The organism is Halomonas sp. G15 (genome assembly GCF_021282295.1).
GTDB classification, from domain to species: Bacteria; Pseudomonadota; Gammaproteobacteria; order Pseudomonadales; family Halomonadaceae; genus Halomonas; species Halomonas alimentaria.
Genome location: NZ_JAJSPA010000010.1, coordinates 1 through 24,048 on the forward strand (window position 1 = coordinate 1; position 24,048 = coordinate 24,048).

A 24,048-nucleotide genomic window follows, 5' to 3' on the forward strand; every position below is an offset into this window, starting at 1 on the left:
GGGCGCGTGTGGGGGGATGACACGGGGCTCTCCGGAGGCGGGGCAGAATCGAGACGCCCCGCACGATGGCGGGGCGCAGCGGAACAGCGGGGATGGTACGACGCGCGATCAGCCCTCGTCGGCCTCCTCGTCGGGATCCGTCTCGGCGGTGCTGGCCACCACCGGGCCGACCTCGCCGGACTGCAGGGCGGCGAGCAGCGGCTCTGCCTCACGCTGGAAGGCCACCAGTCGATCGCCCGCGAGGCTCTTGTTCTCCGGCAGCTTGACCTTCATGGCGTCGACCTGGTTGTCGCTGACCAGCACCTCGTAATGGAGGTGTGGTCCGGTGCTGCGGCCGGTGTTGCCGGAGAGCGCAATACGCTGCCCCATGGTCACGCGTTCGCCGCGGCTGACCAGCGGCTTGGAAAGGTGCAGGTAGCGGGTGCGGTAGCCGTTGTCGTGGCGGATCACCACGTAGCGGCCCGCGGCGTAGTGGCTACGCACCGACTCGACTACGCCGTCGGAGGGCGCGGTGATCGGTGTGCCGATCGGCATGGCGAAGTCGGTGCCCTTGTGTGGGCTGATGCGCCCGGTCACCGGGTGCTTGCGACGCGGGTTGAAGTTGGAGCTCAGCCGGTAGCGACCCTCGAAGGGGTAGCGATTGAAGGCGGGATCGAGGCTCTCGCCCTCCGGAGTGTAAAAGTTGTTGTCGGCACTGTTGCGTACCAGGGTCAGCGCGGTGCGCTCGCCCTCATACTGAACTGCCAGGATGCGCGGATCGAAGCTCTCGCCGTTGATCACATCGGACTCGACCAGCACCTGAAAACGATCGCCGCGACGGGTGTCGCGGCGGAAGTCGAGTTTCTTGCCCAGCACGTGGGTCAGGCGCGAGACCTCGGTGCTGGAGAGGCCGGTGGCCTGGGCCGAGCGGGTGAAGCTGCCGCTGACGGTGCCGGCGAACAGGCGCTGGGCGGCTTCGCCGGTGTGCTCGATGCTGGCGACCTCGAATGCCTCGCCCTCGCGCTCGGCGACGAAGCCGCTGCGGGCATCGCGCATCATGCGCAGCGAGAGCAGTTTGCCGTCCTTGTCCAGCTGGTAGTCGAGGCGACTGCCGACCCGCCAGCGCTCCAGCATGTTCCTGTCGGGCAGCTGTTCCAGCAAGGCCAGGACCTCGCTGTAACCCAGGCCCAGGCGGTTCTCGGCCATTGCCGCGAAGGCATCGCCCGACTGTACCGTATAGGTCTCCCACTCGGGGACATAGGGCTCACGCGCGGCGATCTCACGTTCGAGAAGCACCGGCACGTCGTCGAGCACGCTCAACTCGCCCTCGGGGATCTCCTCGTAGGAGGTGGCATCGGCCACCAGGCTGCCATCGTGGTCAAGCATGCCGCTTCCGATGGTGCCGATCACTGTGGCGATATGCAGGGCACCGCGATCCAGCCTGCCGGTCTCCCGAGCAGCGATCTCGCTGGCGATCCGCACGGCCTGCTTGTCCAGGGTGGCGCGGGTCGGTGCCTGGGCCATCACCAAGGGCGTGTCGCCACTCTGGGTGGCGTCTTCAACAGGGCGGGCCAGCAGCGGAGGTGCGGTGCCTGCGCTGGCGGCACCGGCCTCATCGATGAGTTCGAGGTCGACCACCTCGCTGACCTTCAGCTGGGTGATGGGCACACGCTGTCGCGTGGCGTCCAGCGCCTGGTTGGCCAGTTCGATGGCGTCACCCACGGGGCCGCGCTGAAGACTCAGCGAGGGCAGGCGAGAGGTAGCGTCGGCGTCGAGGGGAATGACGACGGTTTCCAGCGACCGGGAGTCGCGCTGGACATCCTGATAGGTGGTGATGATCTTCTGTGCGCCCAGCACGGTGACCATGGTGGCGACCGGTAACAGCAACAATTTGTGCGTGCGGGGCAGCGAATGGAGGACTCGCAGCATGGATAAAGGCCAGTGAATATAGATAAAGGTAGAAAAAGGCCCTTGAACCATAACCCATGATGGGGGTGCTGCCTAGGCTGTACGCATCCACAGTTGTGCCGCCCCGGGCGGCTGTGGTGTCCGTGCCGTGGGTGGCAGAAGAGGAAAGTGAACGCTGTTTGCTAAGTATGCATTGGAACGAAGTCGGCCGGGGATTGCAACCCCCGGCCAATACGTCCCGGGGTGCCGCTCAGGCCATGCCTTCGGCGAAGTGACCGTCGCGATAGTCACGCAGCGCCTGCTCCAGTTCGTGCTGGTGGTTCATCACGAAGGGGCCGTAGTGAGCGATGGGCTCGCCGTGGGGGATGCCCGTCAGCAGCAGGGCGTCGGCGCCCTCGGCGCTGGTCAACGCGAGACGGCTGCCCGAGCCCAGCCGCGCCAACTGGCCGGCCGGTACCCGAGTCTCGCCGATGTCGAGCTCGCCTGCGAACACATAGACCAGCAGGGTCGGGGCATCGGCCTGCAGTGCCATGTCGCCTCCCGCCCCCAGGTGGACATGGGCCACCCCTCCCCGGCCGGCCAGTGCATCCAGCGGCCCATCGACGGCCTCGCCATCGTCGCGCCGCCAGTGGCCACCCAGGGCGACCAGCCGACTATCGCCCTCGACGAGCTGCGGCATCTCTACGGCGCGCACGTCGCGGTAGGTGGGGGCGCTCATCTTCTCGCTGGCGGCCAGGTTGATCCACAGCTGGAAGGCGTGCAGGCCCTGGCTGTCGGTGAGTGGCATCTCCGAGTGGATAATGCCGCGGCCGGTGTGCATCCACTGGGCGTCGCCGGCGCGAATGGTGCTGGAGTGTCCCAGGTGGTCCTCGTGGGTCAGGCCACCGTGGAGTACATAGGTCAGCGTCTGCATGCCACGGTGAGGATGCGGCGGGAAGCCGCCGATATAGTCGTCGGGGCGCTCGGAGCCCAGCTCATCGAGCATCAGGAAGGGGTCCAGGCCGCCGCCGAAGTCGTGGATCCGGCGAATCTTGACGCCGTCACCGTCCTGGCTGGGGCGGCTCGGCTGCAGCTGCTGGACCTGGCGGAGTTGTGATGCGCTCATGGTGATTGCCTTGTGATCTGTCGGGTAATGGCTGGTATTTTAGGTCGGTTTTTTCGAAACTTAAGCGCATAGTTTCGCTTTGTATGTTCGAGGAGTTCGAAATGTCCCGTGTCACCCTGGCCCAGTGGCAGATGTTGGCGGCGGTCGTCGATCACGGTGGTTTTGCGCGTGCCGCCGAGGCGATCCACAAGAGTCCCTCCACTCTCAATCACGCGGTGCACAAGCTGGAGGAGCAGCTCGGGGTGCGTGTCCTGGAGCCGGCAGGCCGCCAGGTGCGCCTGACCGAAGCGGGCGAGATGCTGCTGCGTCGTGCACGGCAGCTGATCGAGAGCGCGGCGGCCCTTGAGGAGGTGGCCGGCAGCCTCGCCGAGGGCCTCGAGGCCGAAGTGGTGCTGGCGGTGGACCAGGTGTTTCCCCCCGACGCCCTGGCCCGCGCCCTGGCCACCTTCTCGGCGGCCTATCCCCATGTGCGGGTACAGCTTCACGAGACGGTACTCAACGGCGGCATCGAGATGCTCTACGACGGCAGGGCCGACCTGGTGATCTCGGGCCTCTCCGCCCAGGGGTTCCTGGGCGAGCCGCTGGCCACCGTGCGCTTCGTGGCGGTTGCCCATCCCGACCACCCCCTGCATCGTCTGGGGCGGCCGCTGGACCTGCGGGACCTGGTGCAGCACCGCCAACTGGTGGTGCGTGACTCGGCGTTGCGGCAATCCATGGATGCGGGATGGCTCAAGGCCGAGCAGCGCTGGACCCTGAGCCACCTGGAGACTTCCATCGATATGCTGGAGCGCGGCCTCGGCTTCGCCTGGCTGCCGGAGACGCGGATTCGCCAGGCACTCGATACCGGACGCCTCCAGCCGCTGCCGCTCACCGCCGGGGGTATCCGTGAGATTCCCGTGCAGCTGATCCATCGCGACCGCGACCGCGCGGGCCCGGCGACACGCTTCCTGGCCGGTGCCCTGACCAGTGAGGCGCAGCGCGGCACGGGCAGGGTGGAATTCGATGCTATCGAATGAAAGCGCCCAGAATATGCGCTGAAGCATCGATAGTTTCGTCTTACTCTGGGAGGACTGACCCATCGCGGCGAAGGCCGCCCACCAGAGGAGGATTTCCATGGGCCTGTTGATCGACGGCAAGTGGCACGACCAGTGGTACGACACCGACAAGCACGGCGGCGAATTCGTGCGCGAGTCCGCCCAGCTGCGCGACTGGGTGACCCGCGACGGTAGCGAGGGACACGACGGCCAGCCGGGGCTGCCCGCCGAAGCGGGGCGTTACCACCTCTATGTCTCCCTGGCCTGTCCCTGGGCGCACCGCGTCATGATCATGCGCAGGCTCAAGGGGCTGGAGGACCTTGTCGGCCTCTCTCATGTCAGCCCGCTGATGCTCGACCAGGGCTGGACCTATGATCAGGCCGAGGGCTCGAGTGGCGATCCCGTCAATGGCGTGGCCTATCATCGCGAGCTCTACACCCTCACCGATCCGCACTACACCGGGCGCGTGACGGTACCGGCGCTGTGGGACAAGCAGGCAGGGCGCATCGTCAACAATGAGTCGGCCGAGCTGCTGCGCATGTTCAATGGGGCCTTCGATGGGCTCACCGGCAACCGCCTGGACTTCTATCCCGAGGAGCTGCGCGAGACCATCGATGCGGTCAACGCCGATGTCTACGACCACATCAACAACGGCGTCTACAAGTCCGGCTTCGCCACCGAGCAGGCGGTCTACGAGAAGCATGTGGTGGCGCTGTTCGAGGCGCTGGACCGCATGGAGGCACGCCTGGCCGAGCACCGCTACCTGGCCGGCGAGTGGCTCACCGAGGCGGATATTCGCCTGTTCACCACCCTGGTGCGCTTCGATGCCGTCTATCACGGCCACTTCAAGTGCAACCTGCGGCGCATCGAGGACTACCCCAACCTCTCGAACTACCTGCGCGAGCTCTACCAGTGGCCGGGAGTCAAGGAGACCGTGGACTTCGACCATATCAAACGCCACTACTATTACAGCCACGACACCATCAATCCCACGCGGATCGTGCCCCACGGCCCCATCCTCGAGCTTTCGCGCCCCCACGACCGCGAGCGCCTGCCGGGGCAGGGTATCCGCGAGAAGGGGTGAGGCTGCTAGAATGCGCCCAACTTCATATCCAGATACGAGTCCCATGACCGACCAGATCCAGCGCTTCCTGTTCGACAACACCAACGTGCGCGGCGAGCTCGTGACCCTCGAGCAGGCCTATGCCGAGGTCCTCGATCGCCACGCCTATCCTCCCGCGGTGAATCACCTGCTCGGCGAACTGCTCGCCGCGGTGGCCCTGCTCACCGACACCGTCAAGCTCGATGGCACCCTGAGCATCGAGGTGCGCGGCAACGGCGCCCTGGCCCTGCTGATGGCCGAGTCCAACCCCGGCGGCGAGCTGCGTGCCATCGCCCGTATGGCCGAGGACGCGGCGATCCCCGACGAGAGTGCCGGCTTCCGCGAGCTGGTGGGCGAGGGGCAGATCATGATCACCCTGGACCCCCGCGAGGGGCACCGCTACCAGGGCATCGTCGCCCTGGATCGCGATAGCCTGGCCGACTGCCTGGCCGACTACTTCGCCCAGTCCGAGCAGCTGCCCACCCGACTGTGGCTTGCCGCCGATGGTCTGCGCGCCGGAGGCCTGCTGCTGCAGCGCATGCCTGACGAGTCGCAGAACCAGGATCTCGATGCCTGGGAGCGCAGCGTGCACCTGGCGGCGACCGTCAAGCAGGAGGAGCTGCTGGGCCTGGCCCCCGAGGCGCTTCTCCAGCGCCTCTATCACGAGGAGACGGTGCGCATCTTCCCGCCCAAGGCGCTGCGGTTCGGCTGTACCTGTTCCCGGGAGCGCATCGCCGATGCCCTGGTGACGCTGGGTGCCGAGGAGCTGCGCGACGTGGTCGCGGAGCAGGGCGGCATCGAGACCCAATGCCACTTCTGCCACACTCGCTACGCCTTCTCCGAGGAGGAGGTCGAGGCGTTGCTGGCCGGCGCCAGCGAGCCACCGACGACCCTGCACTGATGACGAGGCTGGCGTCCGGCATGCCTTGCCGGCGCATCCTTTTTGCGGTGCACAAGTGAACGCGTGGCGAATTCCGCGCATGTTGTAGAAAAACTACATGAATTTCGCCCAAAAATGGCGTTCCCCGCCCTCGTCCTTTTTGCCATAATGGCGCCGCTTTCAGGCGCGATCATGGTCCACAGGCAGTCAGCCGCAGGGCCCGATCGCCATGCTACCCCCGGCTTTTCGCGTCTCCGGCGACGCCAGGCACACGAGAGAATCGGCCCACGGCCCAGGAATCGACATGACCACACCCCAAGCTTCCCACGCCCACGTCAACCTCAGCAGCGCCGAACTGATCGAGCGATCAGTGGCCAGCGGCGAAGGCCGCCTGGCAGCCAATGGCGCCCTGGTGGTGAGCACCGGCGTCCGCACCGGTCGCTCGCCCAAGGATCGCTTCATCGTCGACGAGCCGACCACCAGCGCCAAGATCGACTGGGGCAGTGTCAATCGTCCTTTCGACGCCGAGAAGTTCGGTGCGCTCTGGGGGCGTGTCGAGGATTACCTGCAGAGCCGCGAGCATTATGTCTCCGAGCTGCACGTGGGCAGTGACCCGGAGTACTACCTGCCGGTGCGCGTACAGACCGAGACCGCCTGGCAGAACCTGTTCGGCCGCACCATGTTCGTGCGTCCGGAGGCCTACAACCCCTCCGCCAAGGAGGAGTGGACCATCCTCAATGCCGCCGGCTTCGAATGTGACCCGGCTCGCGACGGCACCAACTCCGACGGCACCGTGATCATCAATTTCGCCGAGAGGAAGGTGCTGATCGCCGGCATGCGCTACGCCGGCGAGATGAAGAAGGCGATGTTCTCGGTACAGAACTTCCTGCTGCCGGAATTCGACGTGCTGCCGATGCACTGCTCTGCCAACGTCGGCGAGGATGGCGAGACCTGCCTGTTCTTCGGCCTCTCCGGTACCGGCAAGACCACCCTCTCCGCCGACCAGGCGCGCTACCTGATCGGTGACGACGAGCATGCCTGGGGCCCGGGCACCGTCTTCAATATCGAGGGCGGCTGCTACGCCAAGTGCATCGACCTCTCCGAGAAGAACGAGCCGGTCATCTGGAACGCCATCAAGTTCGGCACCGTGCTGGAGAACGTGGTCCTCGACGACCGTCGCGAGCCGGACTACGCCGATGACAGCCTGACCCAGAACTCGCGCGCCGCCTATCCGCTGGAGCACGTCGAGAAGCGTGTTCCCGAGAACCGCGCCGGCGAGCCCAACGCCATCGTCTTCCTGACCTGTGACATGTCCGGCGTGCTGCCCCCGGTGTCCGTGCTCTCCAAGGAGGCTGCGGCCTACCACTTCCTCTCCGGCTACACCGCCAAGGTGGGCTCCACCGAGATGGGCTCCTCCGAGGGCCTGGCCGCCACCTTCTCTACCTGCTTCGGTGCGCCGTTCTTCCCGCGTCCGGCGCGCGAGTACGCCGACCTGCTGATCAAGCGCGTGGAAGAGAAGGACGCCCAGGTCTACCTGGTCAACACCGGCTGGACCGGCGGCGCCTACGGCGAGGGCGGTGCACGCTTCTCCATCCCGACTACCCGCGCCATCATCAGTGCCATTCAGTCCGGCATGCTGCGCGAGGTCGAGACCCATCGCCTCGATGGCCTCAACCTCGACGTGCCCACCGCGGTGCCGGGCGTCGACTCCAGCCTGCTCAACCCGCGCGAGACCTGGGAAGACAAGGACGCCTACGACCGTCAGTGTCAGGAGCTGGCCGCCAAGTTCGTCGACAACTTCAAGAAGTTCGACGGCGTCAGCGATGCGATCGTCAAGGCGGGCCCCAGCCTGACCTGAGCGCAGCACTCGGGCCCCTCGCGGGACCCCTGGCTTGCATGAAAGAACCCGGCACCGCCTAGGCGGCGCCGGGTTCTTTCGTATGGTGGGGTGGCATGGCATCGCCCGATAAATCGGGCTCCTACGCGTCGGGTGGCCGAGAACCTCCATGTAGGAGCCGGATTCATCCGGCGATTGGGCTCTGCATCGGCCGATAAATCGGGCCCACGGTGAAGGGGCCAATACGCTCGCCCTGTAGGAGCCGGATTCATCCGGCGATTGGGTTCTCCATCGCCGATAAATCGGGCTCCTGCGAGGCGGGAGGTACGCCACCTTATCCGGCGCCTGTTGTTTCATTCCTTCAGGTCGGGGAAATCCTCCTCCCGGAACTCCAGCTCGCCGCGCTCATCGCTGGCCTTGTGTACCTCGGCCTGGCGCAGCTCCACCCGGCGGATCTTGCCCGAGATGGTCTTGGGCAGGTCGGCGAACTCCAGCCGGCGGATGCGCTTGTAGGGCGCCAGTCGCTCACGGGCGAAGGCGAGGATATCCCGGGCCAGTTCGGCGCTGGGCTCGTAGCCGGCGGCGGGAATGACATAGGCCTTGGGCACCGAGCTGCGCACCGGGTCGGGGCTGGGCACGATAGCCGCTTCGCCCACTGCGGGGTGCTCGATCAGCACGCTCTCGAGCTCGAAGGGGCTGATGCGGTAGTCGGATGCCTTGAAGACATCGTCGGCCCGGCCCACGTAGGTGATATAGCCCTGTTCATCCACGCTCGCCACGTCGCCGGTGCGGTAATAGCCGCCCTGCATGGCCGCCGCCGTGCGTTCCGGGTCATTGGCATAGCCCACCATCAGGCCGGCGGGGCGCTCCTCGCCCAGCGCCAGTGCGACTTCTCCCTCTGCGGCCGGGTTGCCTTCGGCGTCGAGCATCGCCACCCGGTAGCCGGGCAGCGGGCGCCCCATGGAGCCCGCCTTGAGCGGCTGGCCCGGGGAGTTGCCGATCTGGGCAGTGGTCTCCGTCTGGCCGAAGCCGTCGCGGATGGTGATGCCCCAGGCGCGGCGTACCTGCTCGATCACCTCGGGGTTGAGGGGCTCGCCGGCGGCCACCGCCTCGCGCAGGGCGACCCGGTGGGAGGCCAGGTCCTGCTGGATCAGCAGTCTCCACACCGTGGGCGGCGCGCAGAGGGTGGTGATCTCGTAGTCCGTCAGCACCTTCAGCAGGGCGGCGGCGTCGAAGCGCGAATAGTTGTAGAGAAAGACGCAGGCGCCGGCGTTCCAGGGGGCGAAGAAGCAGCTCCAGGCGTGCTTGGCCCAGCCCGGAGAGCTGATGTTGAGGTGGCGGTCCCCCTTCTGCAGGCCGATCCAGTAGAGGGTGGAGAGGTGTCCCACCGGGTAGGACTGGTGAGTATGGGTGACCAGCTTGGGCTGGGAGGTGGTGCCCGAGGTGAAGTAGAGCAGCATGGGGTCGTCGGCGGGCGTCGGCCCGTCGGGGGTGAAGGCGTCGCTGGCATCATGGGACTCGGCGAAGTCGAGCCATCCCCCGGCGGTGCCGCCCACGGCGATCCGCGTCAGAGTGTCCTGACGACCGGCAAACTTCTCCAAGTGCTCATGGCCGATCACCAGGTGCCTGACCTGGCCGCGTGTGATGCGGTCCTCGAGGTCCTCCGGGGTCAGCAGGGTGGTGGCGGGGATGATCACCGCACCGAGCTTGATGGAGGCCAGCATCACCTCCCACAGCGCCACTTCGTTGCCCAGCATCAGCAGCACCCGGTCGCCCCGCGCCACGCCCAGGGAGCGCAGCCAGTTGGCGGCCTGATTGGAGCGCCGCGCCATCTCGGCGAAGCTGAGCCTCGCCTCCCGGCCATCCTCCTCGACGATCCACAGCGCCGGGGCGTCATTGTCCCGGGCCATGACATCGAAGTAGTCCAGGGCCCAGTTGAACTCGCTGAACGTCGGCCAGCGGAAGTCGCGATAGGCGGTGTCGTAGTCCTCGCGGTTCGCCTGCAGGAAGTCGCGGGCGGCGAGGAAGCGCTCCAGCGCCGGTGAGCTCGATGATGTCGGCATGTGCTGTCCCTTCGTGTTGTTGATGCATTGTGTAGAAGGTGATGAGGCTAGAAACTCTAGCCAGACTCCACCCTTCCTGTCCAAGAACCAAGCGAACGCTTGGACTAAAGTTGCCTCTTTCCCGGCGGCACCCGCCGCGCGTGGCTAGCCCCGGCGTTTGTGATACCTTGTCGCGATCGTTTTTCGAGCATCAGTGAAGGGGTTACATGGACGCCACCAACCGCATCATCACGCGCCTCGCCGAGGAGCTTTCCGTTCGCCCGCAGCAGGTCACGGCCACGGTGGAGCTGCTCGACGGCGGGGCGACCGTGCCCTTCATCGCCCGCTACCGCAAGGAGGTGACCGGTGGGCTCGACGATACCCAGCTGCGCAACCTCCATGAGCGCCTGGGTTACCTGCGCGAGCTGGAGGAGCGCCGCGCGGCGGTGCTCGCCGCCATCGACGAGCAGGGCAAGCTCAGCGATGAGCTCAAGGGGCTGATTCAGGCCGCCGACACCAAGCAGCGCCTGGAAGACCTCTATCTGCCCTACAAGAAGAAGCGCCGCACCAAGGCCCAGATCGCCCGGGAAGCGGGCCTCGAGCCCCTGGCCGACGCCCTGCTGGCCGCCCCCACCCTGGACCCCGAGGCCGAGGCGGCCAACTATCTGCGCCCCGCGGAAGGTGATATCCCCGCCATCGAGGACGCCAAGGCGGCCCTGGATGGTGCGCGCCAGATCCTGATGGAGCGCTTCGCCGAGGATGCCGAGCTGGTAGGGCGGTTGCGCGAGCGGCTTTGGAGCGAGGGTGAGCTCAGCGCCCGGGTGATTCCCGGCAAGGAGGCCGAGGGCGCCAAATTCTCCGACTACTTCGAGCACGACGAGAAGCTCGCCAAGGCGCCGTCGCATCGCGCGCTCGCCATGTTCCGCGGCCGTAACGAGGGTGTGCTGACCCTGGCCATCCGGCTGCCCGGCGAGGAGGAGGCGCCGATCCATCCGGCCCAGGTGGCCATCGCCCGCCATTATGACATCCGTGACGAGGGACGCGCCGCAGACAAGTGGCTGCGCGACGTGGTGCGCTGGACCTGGCGGGTCAAACTCTATACCCATCTCGAGACCGAGCTGCTGGGCCGGCTGCGCGAGCGTGCCGAGCTTGCGGCCATCGAGGTGTTCGCTGCCAACCTCAAGGACCTGCTGCTGGCCGCCCCGGCGGGGCAGAAGGCGACGCTTGCCATCGACCCGGGCCTGCGCACCGGCTGCAAGGTTGCCGTGGTCGACGCCACCGGCCAGTTCCTCGAGCACGCCACCATCTATCCCCACGCCCCGCGCAACGCCTGGGACGCCTCGCTGGCCGAATTGGCCAGGCTGGTGGAGAAGCATGACGTGGCGCTGATCGCCGTGGGCAACGGCACCGCCAGTCGCGAGACCGACAAGCTCGCCGGCGATCTGGTCAAGCTGCTGGCTGGCAAGCGCTCGCTCTCCAAGGTGATGGTCAGCGAGGCCGGTGCCTCGGTCTACTCCGCCTCGGAGTATGCTTCCCGCGAGCTGCCCGACCTCGATGTCACCATCCGCGGCGCGGTTTCCATCGCCCGCCGCCTGCAGGACCCGCTGGCCGAGCTGGTCAAGATCGAACCCAAATCCATCGGCGTGGGCCAGTACCAGCACGACGTCTCCCAGGTGCAGCTGTCGCGCAGCCTGGAGGCGGTGATCGAGGACTGCGTGAACGCCATCGGTGTCGATCTCAACACCGCCTCGAGCGCGCTGCTCTCGCGGGTGGCGGGCCTCTCGCCGGCGCTGGCCGAGGCCATCGTCGCGCGGCGCAACGCCGAGGGACCCTTCGCCAGTCGCCGGCAGCTGCTCGACGTCAGCCGCCTGGGCCCCAAGACCTTCGAGCAGTGTGCCGGCTTCCTGCGCATCATGAACGGCGACAACCCGCTCGACGCCAGCGCTGTGCACCCCGAGGCCTACCCCCTGGTGGAGCGCATCGCGGAGAGGAGTGGTCGAGCGCTTTCCAGCCTGATCGGCGACAGCGCCACCCTCAAGGCGGTCAAGCCCGCCGAGTTCGCCGACGAGCGCTTCGGGGTGCCCACGATCACCGATATCCTGGTCGAGCTCGACAAGCCGGGCCGCGACCCGCGCCCCGAGTTCAAGGCCGCCGAGTTCCGCGAGGGGGTCGAGACCCTCAAGGACCTGGAGCCGGGGATGATCCTCGAGGGCAGCGTCACCAACGTCACCCACTTCGGTGCCTTCGTCGATATCGGTGTCCACCAGGACGGCCTGGTGCATATCTCGGCGCTCTCCGACAAGTTCGTCGAGGACCCGCGCTCGGTGGTCAAGGCCGGCGATATCGTCAGGGTCAAGGTGATGAGCGTCGACCTGGAGCGTGCGCGCATCGGCCTTTCCATGCGCCTCGACGACCAGCCGGGCGAGGAGGGCGACAAGCCTCGGCGCCGACGTGAAGGGAATGGCGGCGAACGCCAGGCCCGCGGCGGCAAGGCCCCGCGCAAGGGCGCCGGGCGCGGCAGCGATGCCAGCCAGGGCGGGCAGATGGGCGCCCTGGGGGCGGCCCTGCTCAAGGCCAAGCAGAAAGGCTGATACAATCAGGCCTTCTACGGGCGCCGCCAGGGCGCCCGTCTCACTATCAGCGAGGCGCGCCGCCTCGGCGCTTATCATCGCGCCTTTCCAACACAAGGGGTGTTACCTTGTCCGATACACTCGCCAGTCTTGTTTCCCGCCTGGAGGGCCATGCCCGCCAGGGTGAGTTCAGCCGACTGCGTCGCGGCCTCGAGAAGGAGGGGCTGCGCGTCGACCCCGAGGGGCGCGTCGCCCAGACGCTGCATCCCCATGCGCTGGGCTCCAAGCTGACCCATCCGCATATCACCACCGACTACTCCGAGGCGCTGCTGGAGTACATCACCCCGGTCACCTGTCGGCCCGCCGACGCCCTGGAGTTCCTCGGCGACCTGCACCGTTTCAGTTATCGCTACCTGGGTGATGAGCTGATCTGGCCGGGCAGCATGCCGGCACGCCTCGACGGCAACGACAGCATCCCGATCGCCGACTATGGCAGCTCCAACGTGGGCACCATGAAGCGGGTCTACCGCCAGGGGCTCGATGTGCGCTACGGGCGCATCATGCAGGCCATCGCTGGGGTGCATTACAACGTCTCGCTGCCCGACGACCTGTGGACGCTGCTGCGTGACCTCGATGGCGAACAGGCCACGCCGCTGAACGACTATCGCTCGGCGCGCTACTTCGGCCTGATCCGCAACTTCCGTCGCCACAGCTGGCTGCTGCTCTACCTGTTTGGCGCCTCGCCGGCCATCGACCGCAGCTTCCTTCCCGACGGCAGGATCCCCGACAAGCTCGAGGCCCACGGCGAGGAGACACTGATCTCGCGCTACGCCACCAGCCTGCGCATGTCGGACCTCGGCTACCAGAACAAGGTGCAGGAGCAGCTCAAGATCTGCTTCAACTCGCTCTCCAACTACGTCAACACCCTGCGCCACGCCATCTCCACGCCGTGGCCCGCCTACGAGGCGCTGGGCGTCAACGAGGACGGCGAGTGGCGCCAGCTCAACGCCAACATCCTGCAGATCGAGAACGAGTACTACAGCGATATCCGGCCCAAGCGGGTGGCCCGTCACGACGAGACTCCCAGCCAGGCCCTGGAGGCCCGCGGGGTGGAGTATATCGAGGTGCGCTGTCTCGACCTCAATCCGCTGCTGACCCTGGGCGTGGACGAGTCCCAGATCCACTTCATCGACACCTTCGTGATGTGGTGCCTGCTGTCCGAGAGCCCCTGGATCCCCGATGCCGAGTGCGACACCCTCGACGACAACCGGCGCCTGGTGGTGGAGCGCGGCCGCGATCCCGAGCTGCGCCTGTGCCACGCCGGCACGCCGCGCAGCGTCGCCGACTGGGGCGGCGAGATCCTCGGCGAGATGCGTCGGGTGGCCGAGCTTCTCGACCGCCTGGACGAGGGCACGCCCCATGCCGATGCCGTGGCCGCCATGCTGCCGCGGCTGGAGGACCCGGCGTTGACTCCCTCCGGCCAGCTGCTGGCGCGCCTGCAGGAGCGTGGTGAGGAGTTGTCTGATGCCATGCTGGGCATCGCCCGGGAGCAGGCCGACCGGTTGCGCCAGGAGCCGATGGACCCCGGTCGCGAAGGGATGTTCGACGAGCTGGTGGAGACCTCCCATCGACAGCAGGCGGAGATCGAGGCCGCCGATCGCGTCTCCTTCGCCGACTTCCTGAGCGACTACTTCGCCCGTGCCCGGGAATCCCGTGTCACCGATGGGGTCAGCCAGTGAGCGCCCTGTCTCGCCTCTCCGTGCGCCAGTGGAGCCTCGCCGGCCTGGCCTTCTGTGTCCTGATGATGGCGGTGGCCCTGGGGCTCGAGCATATCGTCGGCCTCGAGCCCTGCCCGCTGTGCATCTTCCAGCGCGTGGCGGTGATAAGTGCCGGTGTGGTGTTCGCCCTGGCGGCCATCCACAACCCCGCCGGTCGCCTCGGCTCAGCACTCTACGGCATGCTGGGCCTGGCCGCGGTGGGTGGCGGCATCGGCGTGGTGAGCCGCCACTTGTGGCTGCAGTCGCTGCCCGCCGATGAGGTACCCAGCTGTGGCCCGGGCCTCGACTACATGCTGGATATCCTGCCGCTGCAGGAGGTGGTGAACATGGTCCTCTCCGGCTCCGGGGAGTGCGCCGAGATCGACTTCCTGTTCCTGGGCATCACGCTGCCGGGCTGGACCCTGGTGGGCTTCATCGTGCTGGCGCTGGCACCGCTGGGCATGCTGCTGTCGGCCTTCCGCGAGCGCTGAACTGCCGGCGAGGATCACCATGCTCTACCGCGACTTCGCCACCCAGGAAGTCATCGACCGCGCCTACGATCCCATGATCGGTCGCGACCCGGCGGCGCTGGTGGCCGACTGGCGGGCCCGCAGCGACGCCACCCGAGCCCGCCATCGCGTTTCCCTCGACGTGCCCTACGGGCCCAGCCTGGCCGAGCGTCTCGACCTCTATCACGCCGAGGATCGCAAGGAGGGCGAGCGCGCGCCGTTGCACCTCTTCTTCCACGGCGGCTACTGGCGTTCGCTGGGCCACCGGGAGTTCGGTTTCATCGTCGACGACCTGGTGGCCGCAGGGATCTCGGTGGGGGTGGTCAACTATGCGCTCTGCCCGGCGGTGCGCTTCGCCGAGATCGTGCGTCAGGCCCGCGCCGCCTTGGCCTGGGCGTATCGCCACGCCGCCGAGGAGGGCTGCGACCCGGCCAGCATCAGCGTCTCTGGCCACTCCGCCGGCGGGCACCTGTGTGCGATGTTGTTGGCTACCGATTGGGAAGGTGTCTACGGCCTTCCCAACGATCTAATCAGGGGAGCGCTATGCGTCAGTGGCCTGTATGACCTCAGCCCCTTCCCCTGGTCCTGGCTACAGCCCAAGCTGCGGCTGGACGGACGCGACGTCGCCGAGTTCAGCCCGGCCTTCCTGCCCTGCCGAGTAGCGGCGAAAGTGAGCCTGGTGGCGGGTGGTGAGGAGTCCGGCGAGTTCAGCCGACAGATGACGGATTACGCCACCCATCTGGGCGAGCAGGGCATCGCGGTCGAGCAGGCCGTGCTGCCCGGCGATGACCACTTCTCGATCCTCGAGCACTATCTCGATGGTGGGCGGCTGGCCAGTACCGTCATGGGGTTTCACACCCCCAGATAGCGGTCGCGCAGCGACGCGGTCAGTGCCTCGGGCGGCCCCGTCCAGGCGCTGCGGCCCTTCTCCAGCAGCACGCAGCGGTCGGCCAGGGGCAGCAGCTCCGAGAGGCTCTTGTCGACGATCAGGATCGCCTGGCCCTGGCCCTTGAGGCGGCCGATCGCCTGCCAGATCTCCTGACGGATCACCGGTGCCAGCCCCTCGGTAGCCTCGTCGAGCACCAGCAGCCGCGGGTTGGTCATCAGCGCCCGGCCGATGGCCAGCATCTGCTGCTCGCCGCCGGAGAGGGTCGCCGCGGCCTGGCGGTCGCGCTCCCCCAGGCGCGGGAAGAGCGCCTCCACGGCCTCGAGCGTCCACTCGCCGGCGCGTGCGGCCACCAGCAGGTTCTCGCGCACCGTCAGGTTGGGGAAGCAGCGTCGTCCCTCCGGCACCAGGCCCAGCCCCAGGCGGGCGATGCGGTGGGGCGCCAGGCCGCGCAGCTCGCGCCCCTCGAAGGTGATGCGCCCGGCGTGGGGTGGGGTGAGCCCGAAGATCGAGCGGATGGTGGTGGTCTTGCCCATGCCGTTGCGCCCCATCAGCGCCACCATCTGGCCCGCCTCCACTGCCAGGTCCACCCCGAACAGGGCCTGGGCCGGGCCGTAGCGTGTCTCGATGGCTTCCACCTTGAGCATGACGGTCACTCTCCCAGGTAGGCGTCGCGAACCTGCGGGTCGCGACGGATGGTGTCGCCATCGCCATGGGCGATGACCCGGCCGGCGACCAGCACCGAGATGCGCTCGGCCAGCCGGAACACCGCCTGCATGTCATGCTCGATCAGCAGGATCGGCACCTCGAGCCTCAACGACTCGAGCAGCTCGGTGAGTCGCGCCGAGCCCTCGGGGCCGAGGCCGGCCATGGGCTCGTCGAGGAGCAGGGCACGAGGCTTCATCGCCAGGGCGCAAGCCACCTCCAGCGCGCGGCGTTCACCGTGGGAGAGCTCCGCCACCGGCGTCCAGGCGCGGTGGGCGAGTCCCATGCGCGCAAGCGCCGCCAGCGCCGGTTCGATCAGGCGCGGGTCGCGCTCCGCCGGCTTCCAGAAGCGGAAACTGTGGCCGGCCTGGGCCTGGACACCGATCATCACGTTGCGGATCGCCGGCAACGGTTCGGCCAGCGACGAGACCTGGAAGCTGCGGCCCAGCCCGCGACGGGCGCGCGCGGCGACGCTCAACCCGGTGATCTCCTCGCCGCCGAGCAGGATGCGCCCGGCGTCGGGGCGCAGGCTGCCGGCGATCTGCGCGATCAGCGTCGACTTGCCGGCGCCGTTGGGACCGATCAGGGCGTGGATCTCGCCGGGCCTCAGGGTCAGCGAGACGTCGTCGGTCGCCGTCAGGGCGCCGAAGCGCTTGTGGAGCCCCTCCAGGGCCAGCACCGCTTCAGCCATGGGGTTCCCTCCCCGCCAGCCAGCCCATCACGCCGTGGCGTGCGAACAGCACCACGCCGAGCAGCGTAAGGCCCAGGAACAGCTGCCAGTACTCGGTCAGCCCGCCGAGCAGGGTCTCCATGCTGATATACAGTACGGCGCCGGCCAGGGGCCCGTAGAGGCGGCCCACACCACCCAGGATGACGATCACCATCAGCTCGCCGGACATGTGCCAGCTCAACATGCTGGGGCTGACGAAGCCGTTGAGGTCGGCATACAGCGCACCGGCAAGGCCCGTGATCATCGCCGAGATGACGAAGCTCACCAGGCGCACCGGGTAGGGGTTGATGCCGGCGGTGGCCAGGCGGGTGTCGTTGAGTCGCGCCATGGTCAGCGCCGCGCCGAAGCGCGAGCCCATCAGCCGCGAGGTGAGCGCCATGGCCAGTACGAGGCCGGTGAAGCAGATCAGGAAGAAGGTCAGCGGGTCCTGGGTATCCAGGCCCGGCAGCTGGTTGCGAATGTAGATCGGCAGGCCATCCTGGCCACCGTAGGTGGGCCAGGAGTTGGCGAAGTAGTAGACCATCTGGGCGAAGGCCAGGGTGATCATGATGAAGTAGACCCCGGAGGTGCGCAGCGAGACGGCACCGATCAGCAGCGCCAGCAGGCCGCAGGCCAGCATCGCGATGGGCCACAGCACCAGCAGGTTGTCGCTGCCGGGGAACATGCCCATGAAGGCGGTGGCGTCGAAGGCGTGGTAGGCGCCGATGCCGGCCACATAGCCGCCCAGGCCGAAGTAGGCGGCGTGGCCGAAGCTGACCATGCCGCCGTAGCCCAGCGCCAGGTTGAGGCCTACCGCGGCCATGGCGATCAGCGTCAGCCGCGAGGCTAGCGTCACGTAATAGGGGTGCCCCAGCAAGTCGGCGGCCACCGGCAGCGCCAGCAGCAGGGCGAGCATGACGAGCTGCACCGTGCCCCGGCGGCCGAGGCGGCGCGGTGGACGGGCGGGCAGGTCGCCGGGGAGGGTGCCGGAAGGCGTCTGGTCAGTCATTGGCGGCGAAGAGTCCCTTGGGCTTGAAGGCCAGGATCACGGCCATGAGGATATAGATCAGCATCGAGGCCAGGGCGGCACCCACGTCGGTGGCCTCGGAAGGCGGCAGGAAGCCGCGGAAGAACAGCGGCAGGAAGACCCGACCCAGGGTATCCACCACGCCGACCAGCAGGGCACCGAACAGCGCCCCCTTGATGGAGCCGATGCCGCCGATCACGATCACCACGAAGGCCAGGATTAGCACCGGCTCGCCCATTCCTACCTGCACCGACTGCAGCGCGCCGACCATGGCCCCGGCCAGGCCGGCCAGTCCCGCCCCCAGCGCGAACACCGCGGTGTAGAGGCGTGAGATGTCGATGCCCAGGGCGCCGATCATCTCGCGGTCGCTCTCCCCGGCGCGCACGCGCATGCCCAGCCGGGTCCGCGAGATCAGCAGGTAGAGCACGATCGCCACGCTGATGCCCACACCGATGATCACCAGGCGGTAGAGCGGGTAGCGGGCGTCTCCGGGCAGGGTGACGAAGCCCGACAGCCACGGCGGCGTGTTCAGCCACAGCGGCGAGGAACCGAACAGCCAGCGGGTCCCCTCGGAGAAGATCAGGATCAGCGCGAAGGTGGCCAGCACCTGATCCAGGTGCGGGCGGTGGTAGAGGCGACGGATCACCACCAGCTCCACCACGGCACCCACCGCGGCGGCGCCCAGCAGGCCCGCCGAAACGCCCAGCAGGAAGGAACCGCTGGCGGCGGTCACCGCGGCGGTGAGGTAGGCGCCCACCATGAAAAAGGAGCCGTGGGCCAGGTTGATCAGCCCCATGACTCCGAACACCAGGGTCAGGCCGCTGGCCATCAGGAACAGCATGGTGCCCAGCTGCAGGCCGTTGATCAGTTGTTCGAGAAACAGGGTCGCCGACACGTCAGGCATCCTAGGCGGGGGCAGGGGAGAGGCCGGGCGTCAGCGCCCGGCGTGGCGCATCACATCTTGCAGTCGACGTGGTAGATGTCCTGGATATCTTCCACGGCGATGCCGAGCAGGCGGTTGGTGGGCTCGCCATCCTCGCCTGCGACCACCTCGCGGACATAGATGTCCTGGATGGGGTGCTGGTTGGGGCCGAAGCGGAACTCGCCGCGCACCGAGTCGAAGTCCGCCTCTCGCAGCGCCTCGCGGAAGGCGTCCTGGTCGTCGGGGTGGGCCTTATCCAGGGCGGAGAGGATCAGGTTGGCGGTATCGAAGCCCTGGGCGGCATACAGGGTCGGCGTGCGGCCATAGGCCTCGCGGAAGCTCTCGACGAAGGCGTGATTGGTGGCGTTGTCGAGGTCGTAGGCCCACAGCGAGGTGTTCCTGGCGCCGATGGCGGCCTCGCCCACCGCCTTGATCAGGATCTCGTCGAAGGAGAAGGCGGCACCGAACACCGGCATCTCCACGCCCGCGTTCTGCCACTGCTTCATGAAGGAGATGCCCATGCCGCCGGGCAGGAAGAAGAACAGGCTGTCGGCATCGCTGGCGCGGATCTGGGCGATCTCGGCGGCGTAGTCGGTCTGGCCCATCTGGGTGTAGAGCTCGTCTGCCACCTCGCCCTCGTAGAGGTGCTTGAAGCCGGCCAGGGCATCGGTACCCGCCGGGTAGTTGGGGGCCATGATGATGGGGTTCTCGTAGCCCTGCTCGCGCATCCAGGCGCCCATGGCACCGTGCAGGTTGTCGTTCTGGTAGGCGACGTTGAAGTAGTTCTCGTGGCACATGCGACCGGCGAGGTCCGAGGGCCCGGCGTTGGGGGAGAGGTAGAAGGTCCCCTGGCGCACCACCGAGGGCACCACGGCCATGGCCAGGTTGGACCAGATGATGCCGGTCATGATGTCCACGTCATCGCGCTGCATGAACTCGTTGGCCAGGTTGCGCGCCAGGTCGGGCTTGCGGGCATCGTCCTGCACCAGCACCTCGATATCTTCACGCCCCGACTGCTCGATGGCCAGCAGGAAGGCGTCGCGCACATCGACACCCAGGTGGGAGCCACCCCCGGAGAGGGTGGTGATCATGCCGATCTTCACCTCTTCGGCGTGGGCTGTGGCAAGGCCGCCGGCGAGGAGCAGGCCGAGACCCAGGCGAGCAAGCTGTTTCATGGAGAACCTCGGGAGTGTTGTTGTTAAGCAGTGGCTTGGTGTTGTTGGCGTCGACATAGACTACCAAGTAAACGCCGGCGCCAGGCAATCGAAAAGGCCGCGATGGTCCTCTTGACGCCATGGGTTCTCCACGTTTGCGGTCGCAGGATTGACAGCCGTCGATGGTAGCGCGACTCTGAGGCTCACCCGGCCGGGTGCTGGACGCCCTCGGTACTCGCGAGCTTGCTCGACCAAACGAATGGAGGCCCCCATGCTGGAAGATTGCAAGAGCGCCCTTGAGCGCTGGGGCGGCGTACACAAGCTGATCGATCGTTGGCTGGATGAGCGCCGCGAGTTGCTGGTCAACTTCGTCGAGCTCAAGGAGGCCTGCGACGCCGAGCTGGAAGCGGTGACCAAGGAGCGCATCGACGGCTTCAGCGAACTGCTGATGGACTACATCAGCGCCGGCCACTTCGAGGTCTACCCCCAGCTGCGCGAGGAGGCCCGCGCCTTCGAGGATGAATCGGCTCTCACCCTGGCCGACCGCCTGCTGGAGCGCCTGGAGATGTCCACCGAACTGGTGCTCGACTTCGATGCCGAGTACGCCAGTCCCGGCCGCGTGCGCCAGCACCTCGGCCGCCTGCCTGCCTGGCTGGAGCGCCTGGCCCACGGCCTCACCGAACGCTTCTCCCTGGAAGACCAGCTGATCGGGCGCATCCATGCCCGCCACGCGCCGGATGCGGCCCGTGCGGAAGCCGCCAGCCGTACCTCGTAGGAGCGCGATTGATCGCGCGATTACACGGCCCAACGCCGCTGTATCGGCCTCCAGTCGCGAGACGCAGTCTCCCTCCTACTGCTTGGATTCAGGCTTTTTCCACTTGGGTTCCAGCACCAGCATGCAGGGCGTCAGCAGCAGCGTCAGACCGGTGGCGAAGGTCAGTCCGCCGGCGATGGCGCTGGAGAGCTGGGTCCACCACTGGGTGGAGGGGGCGCCGATCCCCAGGCTGGGAGCGAGCAGGTCGACGTTGATCCCCAGCACCATGGGCGTGAGGCCCAGCACCGTGGTCACCGCGGTAAGCAGCACCGGCCGCAGACGCAGGCTGCCCGCCTCCAGGGCCGCCTCGAAGGGGCTGAGCCCCTCCCCGCGCAGTTCGTTGTAGGTGTCGATCAGCACGATATTGTTGTTCACCACGATCCCCGCCAGGGCGATGATGCCCATCCCCACCATCACGATGCCGAAGGGCTGGGCGTTGGCCAGCAGCCCCAGCAGCACCCCCGCGGTGGAGAAGACGATTGCCGAGAGCACCAGCCCCGCCTGGTAGAAGCTGTTGAACTGGGTCACCAGGATCAGCGCCATCAGCCCGATGGCCACCATGAAGGCGCCAGCCAGGAAGCGGCTTGCCTCCTGCTGGTCCTCCTGCTCGCCGGCCACGCTCAGCTGCACGCCCTCGGGGGGCTCGCCGGCGGCCTCGAGCAGGGCGCGCAGCCGCTCGTCGGCGCTGGCGTCGCTGGTCACGTCGGCCTCCAGGGTAATGGCGCGGCGGCCATCGATGCGGTGCAGGGTGCCGACCTTGGGGGCCGGTTCCACCGACACGAAGTGCGATAGCGGTACCTGCCCCCGGGAGGTGTTGAGGCTAAGCCGGCCCAGCTGGTCCAGGGTGCGGTCGCCCTCGGGCAGGCGCACCCGGATATCCACCTCGTCGTCGACCCCCTCGGGGCGATAGCTGGCCACCTGGACGCCGGTGGTCAGCAGCTGGACCGCGCTGCCCACGCTGGTCACGTCGGTGCCGAAGCGGGCCGCCGCCTCGCGGTCGACGATGATTCGCCACTCCACCCCGGGCAGGCTGCGGTTGTCCTCGATGTCGCGGAAGCCGCCCAGCTCCCCCATCAGCTCGCGCAGCCGGTCCACCGCCTGGTCGGCGAGCTCGGGCGTCCGGCCGCCGATCTCCAGCACGATCGGCTTGCCCTCGCCGGGCCCCATCTGCTGCTCGCGGAACTCCAGGGTCAGGCCGGGCAGGTCGGCGGTTCGCTGGCGCATCTCGTCGAAGATGCCGGTCAGCGGCCGGCGCCGGTGCCAGTCGATCAGCTGGAACTGCAGCACGCCGATGACATCGGCGCCGAGCTGCTCGTTGGGGTTGGCGAAGGAGCGCGCATAGAGCGCCTCGACCTCGCTCATTCCGCCCAGTCTCGCCTCGACCCGGCGCACCATGGCGTCCTTCTCCTCGATGGAGAAGTCACCGCGGGTGCGCACCATCACCTGGGCGGTGTCGGGCTCCACGCTGGGGAAGAACTCCACGCCGTGGTTGAAGCGCGCATAGGCGGTGTAGATCAGCGCCATCAGCAGCACCGCGAACAGCAGGGTCAGTGCCGGGTGAGCGAGCAGCCGTGACAGCGCCGTGCGATAGAGCCGGCCGCCGGCCGTGGCGTCCACCGGCGCCGAGCCCGCAGAGGCCGCGCGAGCGCCGAACACGCTGCCCAGGGTGGGCAGGAAGACCAGCGCCATGGCCAGCGAGGCGAGCAGGCAGAGGATCACCGTGGCCGGCAGGTACTTCATGAACTCGCCTACCATGCCCGGCCAGAACAGCAGCGGCACGAATACCGCCAGGGTGGTGGCGGTGGAGGCGATCACCGGCCAGCTCATGCGGGTCGCCGCCTCCAGCCACGCCTCCCGCGGCGCCATGCCCTGGTGCAGGTGGCGGTCGGCCAGTTCGCTGACCACGATGGCGCCGTCCACCAGCATGCCGGCGACGAGAATGAGCGCGAACAGCACCACGATATTGAGGGTGTAGCCCACCGCCCAGATCATCAGGATGCCGCTGAGGAAGGCCCCGGGGATGGTCAGGCCCACCATCAGGGCGCTGCGCCCTCCCATGGCCGCCAGGATCACGATCAGCACCAGCACCACCGCGGTGACCACGTTGTTGAGCAGCTCCGAGAGCATGTCCTCGACGAACTCGGACTGGTCGGTGATGGTGGTGACCTTGAGCCCTTCGGGGAGCATGCCGGCGGCCTCGTCGAAGAGTGCCTGGACCTGCTCCACGGTGGCGATGATATTGGCGCCGGCGCGCTTGGAGATCTCCAGCACCAGCGCCGGCTGTCCGTCGATGCGCGCGTACCCCTCGGGGTCCTTGAAGGTGGGACGGATGATCGCCACGTCGCCGAAGGTCACCACCCGGTCGCCGTCCACCTTCACCGGCATGGCCATCACATCCTCCAGGGTCTCGATGACCCCGGGCACCTTCATGCCCAGGCGGCCCGCGCCGCTGTCCAGGCTGCCGGCCGCCACCAGGCGGTTGTTGCGGCTGACCAGATTGAACAGGGTGGCGAAGTCGATGCCGTAGCTCTCGAGCACCAGCGGATCGACCACGATCTCCAGCAGCTCCTCGCGGTCGCCACCGATATCCACCTCCAGCACCTCGGCGATGCCCTCGATCTCGTCCTTGATGCGTCGCGCGATGGCCACCCGCTGGGTCTCCTCCACGTTGCCGGAGAGGCCGATGGAGAGCACCGGGAACTCGCTGACGTTGACCTCCACGACGCGCGGTTCGTCGGCTTCGGAGGGCAGCTCGGCCTTGGCGATATCGACCTTCTCGCGCACGTCGGAGAGCGCCTGGTCGGCGTCGAAGCCGGCATCGAACTCCAGGGTGATGGAGGCGTGGCCCTCGCTCGATTGGGCGGTCATCTTGCGCAGCCCCTCGATGCTGCGCAGCTCCTGCTCCATGGGGCGCACCAGCAGCCGCTCGCCGTCTTCGGGACTGACCCCCTCCAGGCTCATCGCCACGTAGATCATGGGGATGGCGACGTCCGGATTGGCCTCCTTGGGGATCGCCTGCCAGGCGCCGAGGCCCGCCAGCAGCAGGGCGGTCAGCAGCAGCAGGGTGGTGCGGGCGCGCTCCTGAGCGGCCGCGATCAACTGGCGCAT

General features: G+C 67.6%; 18 protein-coding genes. 9 read left to right on the top strand and 9 right to left on the bottom strand.

The window, feature by feature from the left end; translation table 11 throughout:
- Positions 1-108: 108 nt before the first annotated feature.
- Both LWH48_RS06725 and LWH48_RS06730 read right to left on the bottom strand, forming a co-directional pair.
- Complete coding sequence (locus LWH48_RS06725) at positions 109-1,908, bottom strand: peptidoglycan DD-metalloendopeptidase family protein (RefSeq protein ID WP_232911973.1); 1,800 nt, start codon at positions 1,906-1,908, stop codon at positions 109-111.
- Positions 1,909-2,137: 229 nt separating this feature from the next.
- On the bottom strand, positions 2,138-2,992 hold the full coding sequence (locus LWH48_RS06730) for a pirin family protein (RefSeq protein ID WP_232911974.1): 855 nt from the start codon (positions 2,990-2,992) through the stop codon (positions 2,138-2,140).
- A 101-nt stretch (positions 2,993-3,093) separates the two neighbouring features.
- Between LWH48_RS06730 and LWH48_RS06735 the strand changes: the two genes are divergently transcribed.
- The 4 genes from LWH48_RS06735 to LWH48_RS06750 all read left to right on the top strand — a co-directional run bounded on the left by LWH48_RS06735 (position 3,094) and on the right by LWH48_RS06750 (position 7,866).
- Positions 3,094-4,008 (top strand): LysR family transcriptional regulator, encoded by a 915-nt coding sequence (locus LWH48_RS06735; RefSeq protein WP_232911975.1) that lies wholly within the window; start codon positions 3,094-3,096, stop codon positions 4,006-4,008.
- 97 nt (positions 4,009-4,105) lie between these two features.
- On the top strand, positions 4,106-5,110 hold the full coding sequence (locus LWH48_RS06740) for a glutathione S-transferase family protein (protein WP_232911976.1): 1,005 nt from the start codon (positions 4,106-4,108) through the stop codon (positions 5,108-5,110).
- 43 nt (positions 5,111-5,153) lie between these two features.
- Complete coding sequence (hslO, locus tag LWH48_RS06745; protein ID WP_232911977.1) at positions 5,154-6,029, top strand: Hsp33 family molecular chaperone HslO; 876 nt, start codon at positions 5,154-5,156, stop codon at positions 6,027-6,029.
- A 283-nt stretch (positions 6,030-6,312) separates the two neighbouring features.
- Positions 6,313-7,866: a phosphoenolpyruvate carboxykinase gene (locus tag LWH48_RS06750; protein ID WP_161431400.1), complete on the top strand. Its 1,554-nt coding sequence runs from the start codon at positions 6,313-6,315 to the stop codon at positions 7,864-7,866.
- Between the two features lie 332 nt (positions 7,867-8,198).
- Here the strand turns inward: LWH48_RS06750 and LWH48_RS06755 are convergent, their stop codons facing one another.
- Positions 8,199-9,908: an AMP-binding protein gene (locus tag LWH48_RS06755; RefSeq protein ID WP_232911978.1), complete on the bottom strand. Its 1,710-nt coding sequence runs from the start codon at positions 9,906-9,908 to the stop codon at positions 8,199-8,201.
- A gap of 206 nt (positions 9,909-10,114) precedes the next feature.
- Between LWH48_RS06755 and LWH48_RS06760 the strand changes: the two genes are divergently transcribed.
- The 4 genes from LWH48_RS06760 (at position 10,115) to LWH48_RS06775 (ending at position 15,591) form a co-directional block, all read left to right on the top strand.
- Entirely contained in the window at positions 10,115-12,478 is a 2,364-nt protein-coding gene (locus tag LWH48_RS06760; protein ID WP_232911979.1) for a Tex family protein, read from the top strand.
- A 107-nt stretch (positions 12,479-12,585) separates the two neighbouring features.
- Positions 12,586-14,196, top strand: coding sequence for a glutamate--cysteine ligase (gene gshA / locus LWH48_RS06765; RefSeq protein ID WP_232911980.1), 1,611 nt, complete (start codon positions 12,586-12,588; stop codon positions 14,194-14,196).
- A 5-nt stretch (positions 14,197-14,201) separates the two neighbouring features.
- Positions 14,202-14,705, top strand: a complete 504-nt coding sequence (locus LWH48_RS06770; protein WP_232912046.1) for a disulfide bond formation protein B — start codon at positions 14,202-14,204, stop codon at positions 14,703-14,705.
- A gap of 19 nt (positions 14,706-14,724) precedes the next feature.
- Complete coding sequence (locus LWH48_RS06775) at positions 14,725-15,591, top strand: alpha/beta hydrolase (RefSeq protein ID WP_232911981.1); 867 nt, start codon at positions 14,725-14,727, stop codon at positions 15,589-15,591.
- Here LWH48_RS06775 and LWH48_RS06780 read toward each other — a convergent pair.
- The 5 genes from LWH48_RS06780 to LWH48_RS06800 form a co-directional block, all read right to left on the bottom strand.
- Positions 15,576-16,256 carry an ABC transporter ATP-binding protein gene (locus LWH48_RS06780; RefSeq protein ID WP_232911982.1) on the bottom strand — a complete coding sequence of 227 codons (681 nt, stop codon included), beginning with the start codon at positions 16,254-16,256 and terminating at the stop codon, positions 15,576-15,578. The two genes, LWH48_RS06775 and LWH48_RS06780, sit on opposite strands and share 16 nt — an antisense overlap.
- A gap of 5 nt (positions 16,257-16,261) precedes the next feature.
- Positions 16,262-17,005: an ABC transporter ATP-binding protein gene (locus LWH48_RS06785; protein ID WP_161431406.1), complete on the bottom strand. Its 744-nt coding sequence runs from the start codon at positions 17,003-17,005 to the stop codon at positions 16,262-16,264.
- Entirely contained in the window at positions 16,998-17,939 is a 942-nt protein-coding gene (locus LWH48_RS06790; RefSeq protein ID WP_232912047.1) for a branched-chain amino acid ABC transporter permease, read from the bottom strand. The genes LWH48_RS06785 and LWH48_RS06790 overlap by 8 nt, the downstream gene beginning before the upstream one ends.
- A gap of 85 nt (positions 17,940-18,024) precedes the next feature.
- Positions 18,025-18,945 carry a branched-chain amino acid ABC transporter permease gene (locus LWH48_RS06795; RefSeq protein ID WP_232911983.1) on the bottom strand — a complete coding sequence of 307 codons (921 nt, stop codon included), beginning with the start codon at positions 18,943-18,945 and terminating at the stop codon, positions 18,025-18,027.
- Between the two features lie 59 nt (positions 18,946-19,004).
- Positions 19,005-20,147 carry an ABC transporter substrate-binding protein gene (locus LWH48_RS06800; protein ID WP_232911984.1) on the bottom strand — a complete coding sequence of 381 codons (1,143 nt, stop codon included), beginning with the start codon at positions 20,145-20,147 and terminating at the stop codon, positions 19,005-19,007.
- Between the two features lie 250 nt (positions 20,148-20,397).
- Here LWH48_RS06800 and rsd point away from each other — a divergent pair, with 250 nt between their 5' ends.
- On the top strand, positions 20,398-20,901 hold the full coding sequence (gene rsd, locus LWH48_RS06805; RefSeq protein WP_232911985.1) for a sigma D regulator: 504 nt from the start codon (positions 20,398-20,400) through the stop codon (positions 20,899-20,901).
- Positions 20,902-20,976: 75 nt separating this feature from the next.
- On the opposite strand, the gene LWH48_RS06810 is transcribed toward rsd, so the two are convergent.
- Positions 20,977-24,048: an efflux RND transporter permease subunit gene (locus LWH48_RS06810; protein ID WP_232911986.1), complete on the bottom strand. Its 3,072-nt coding sequence runs from the start codon at positions 24,046-24,048 to the stop codon at positions 20,977-20,979.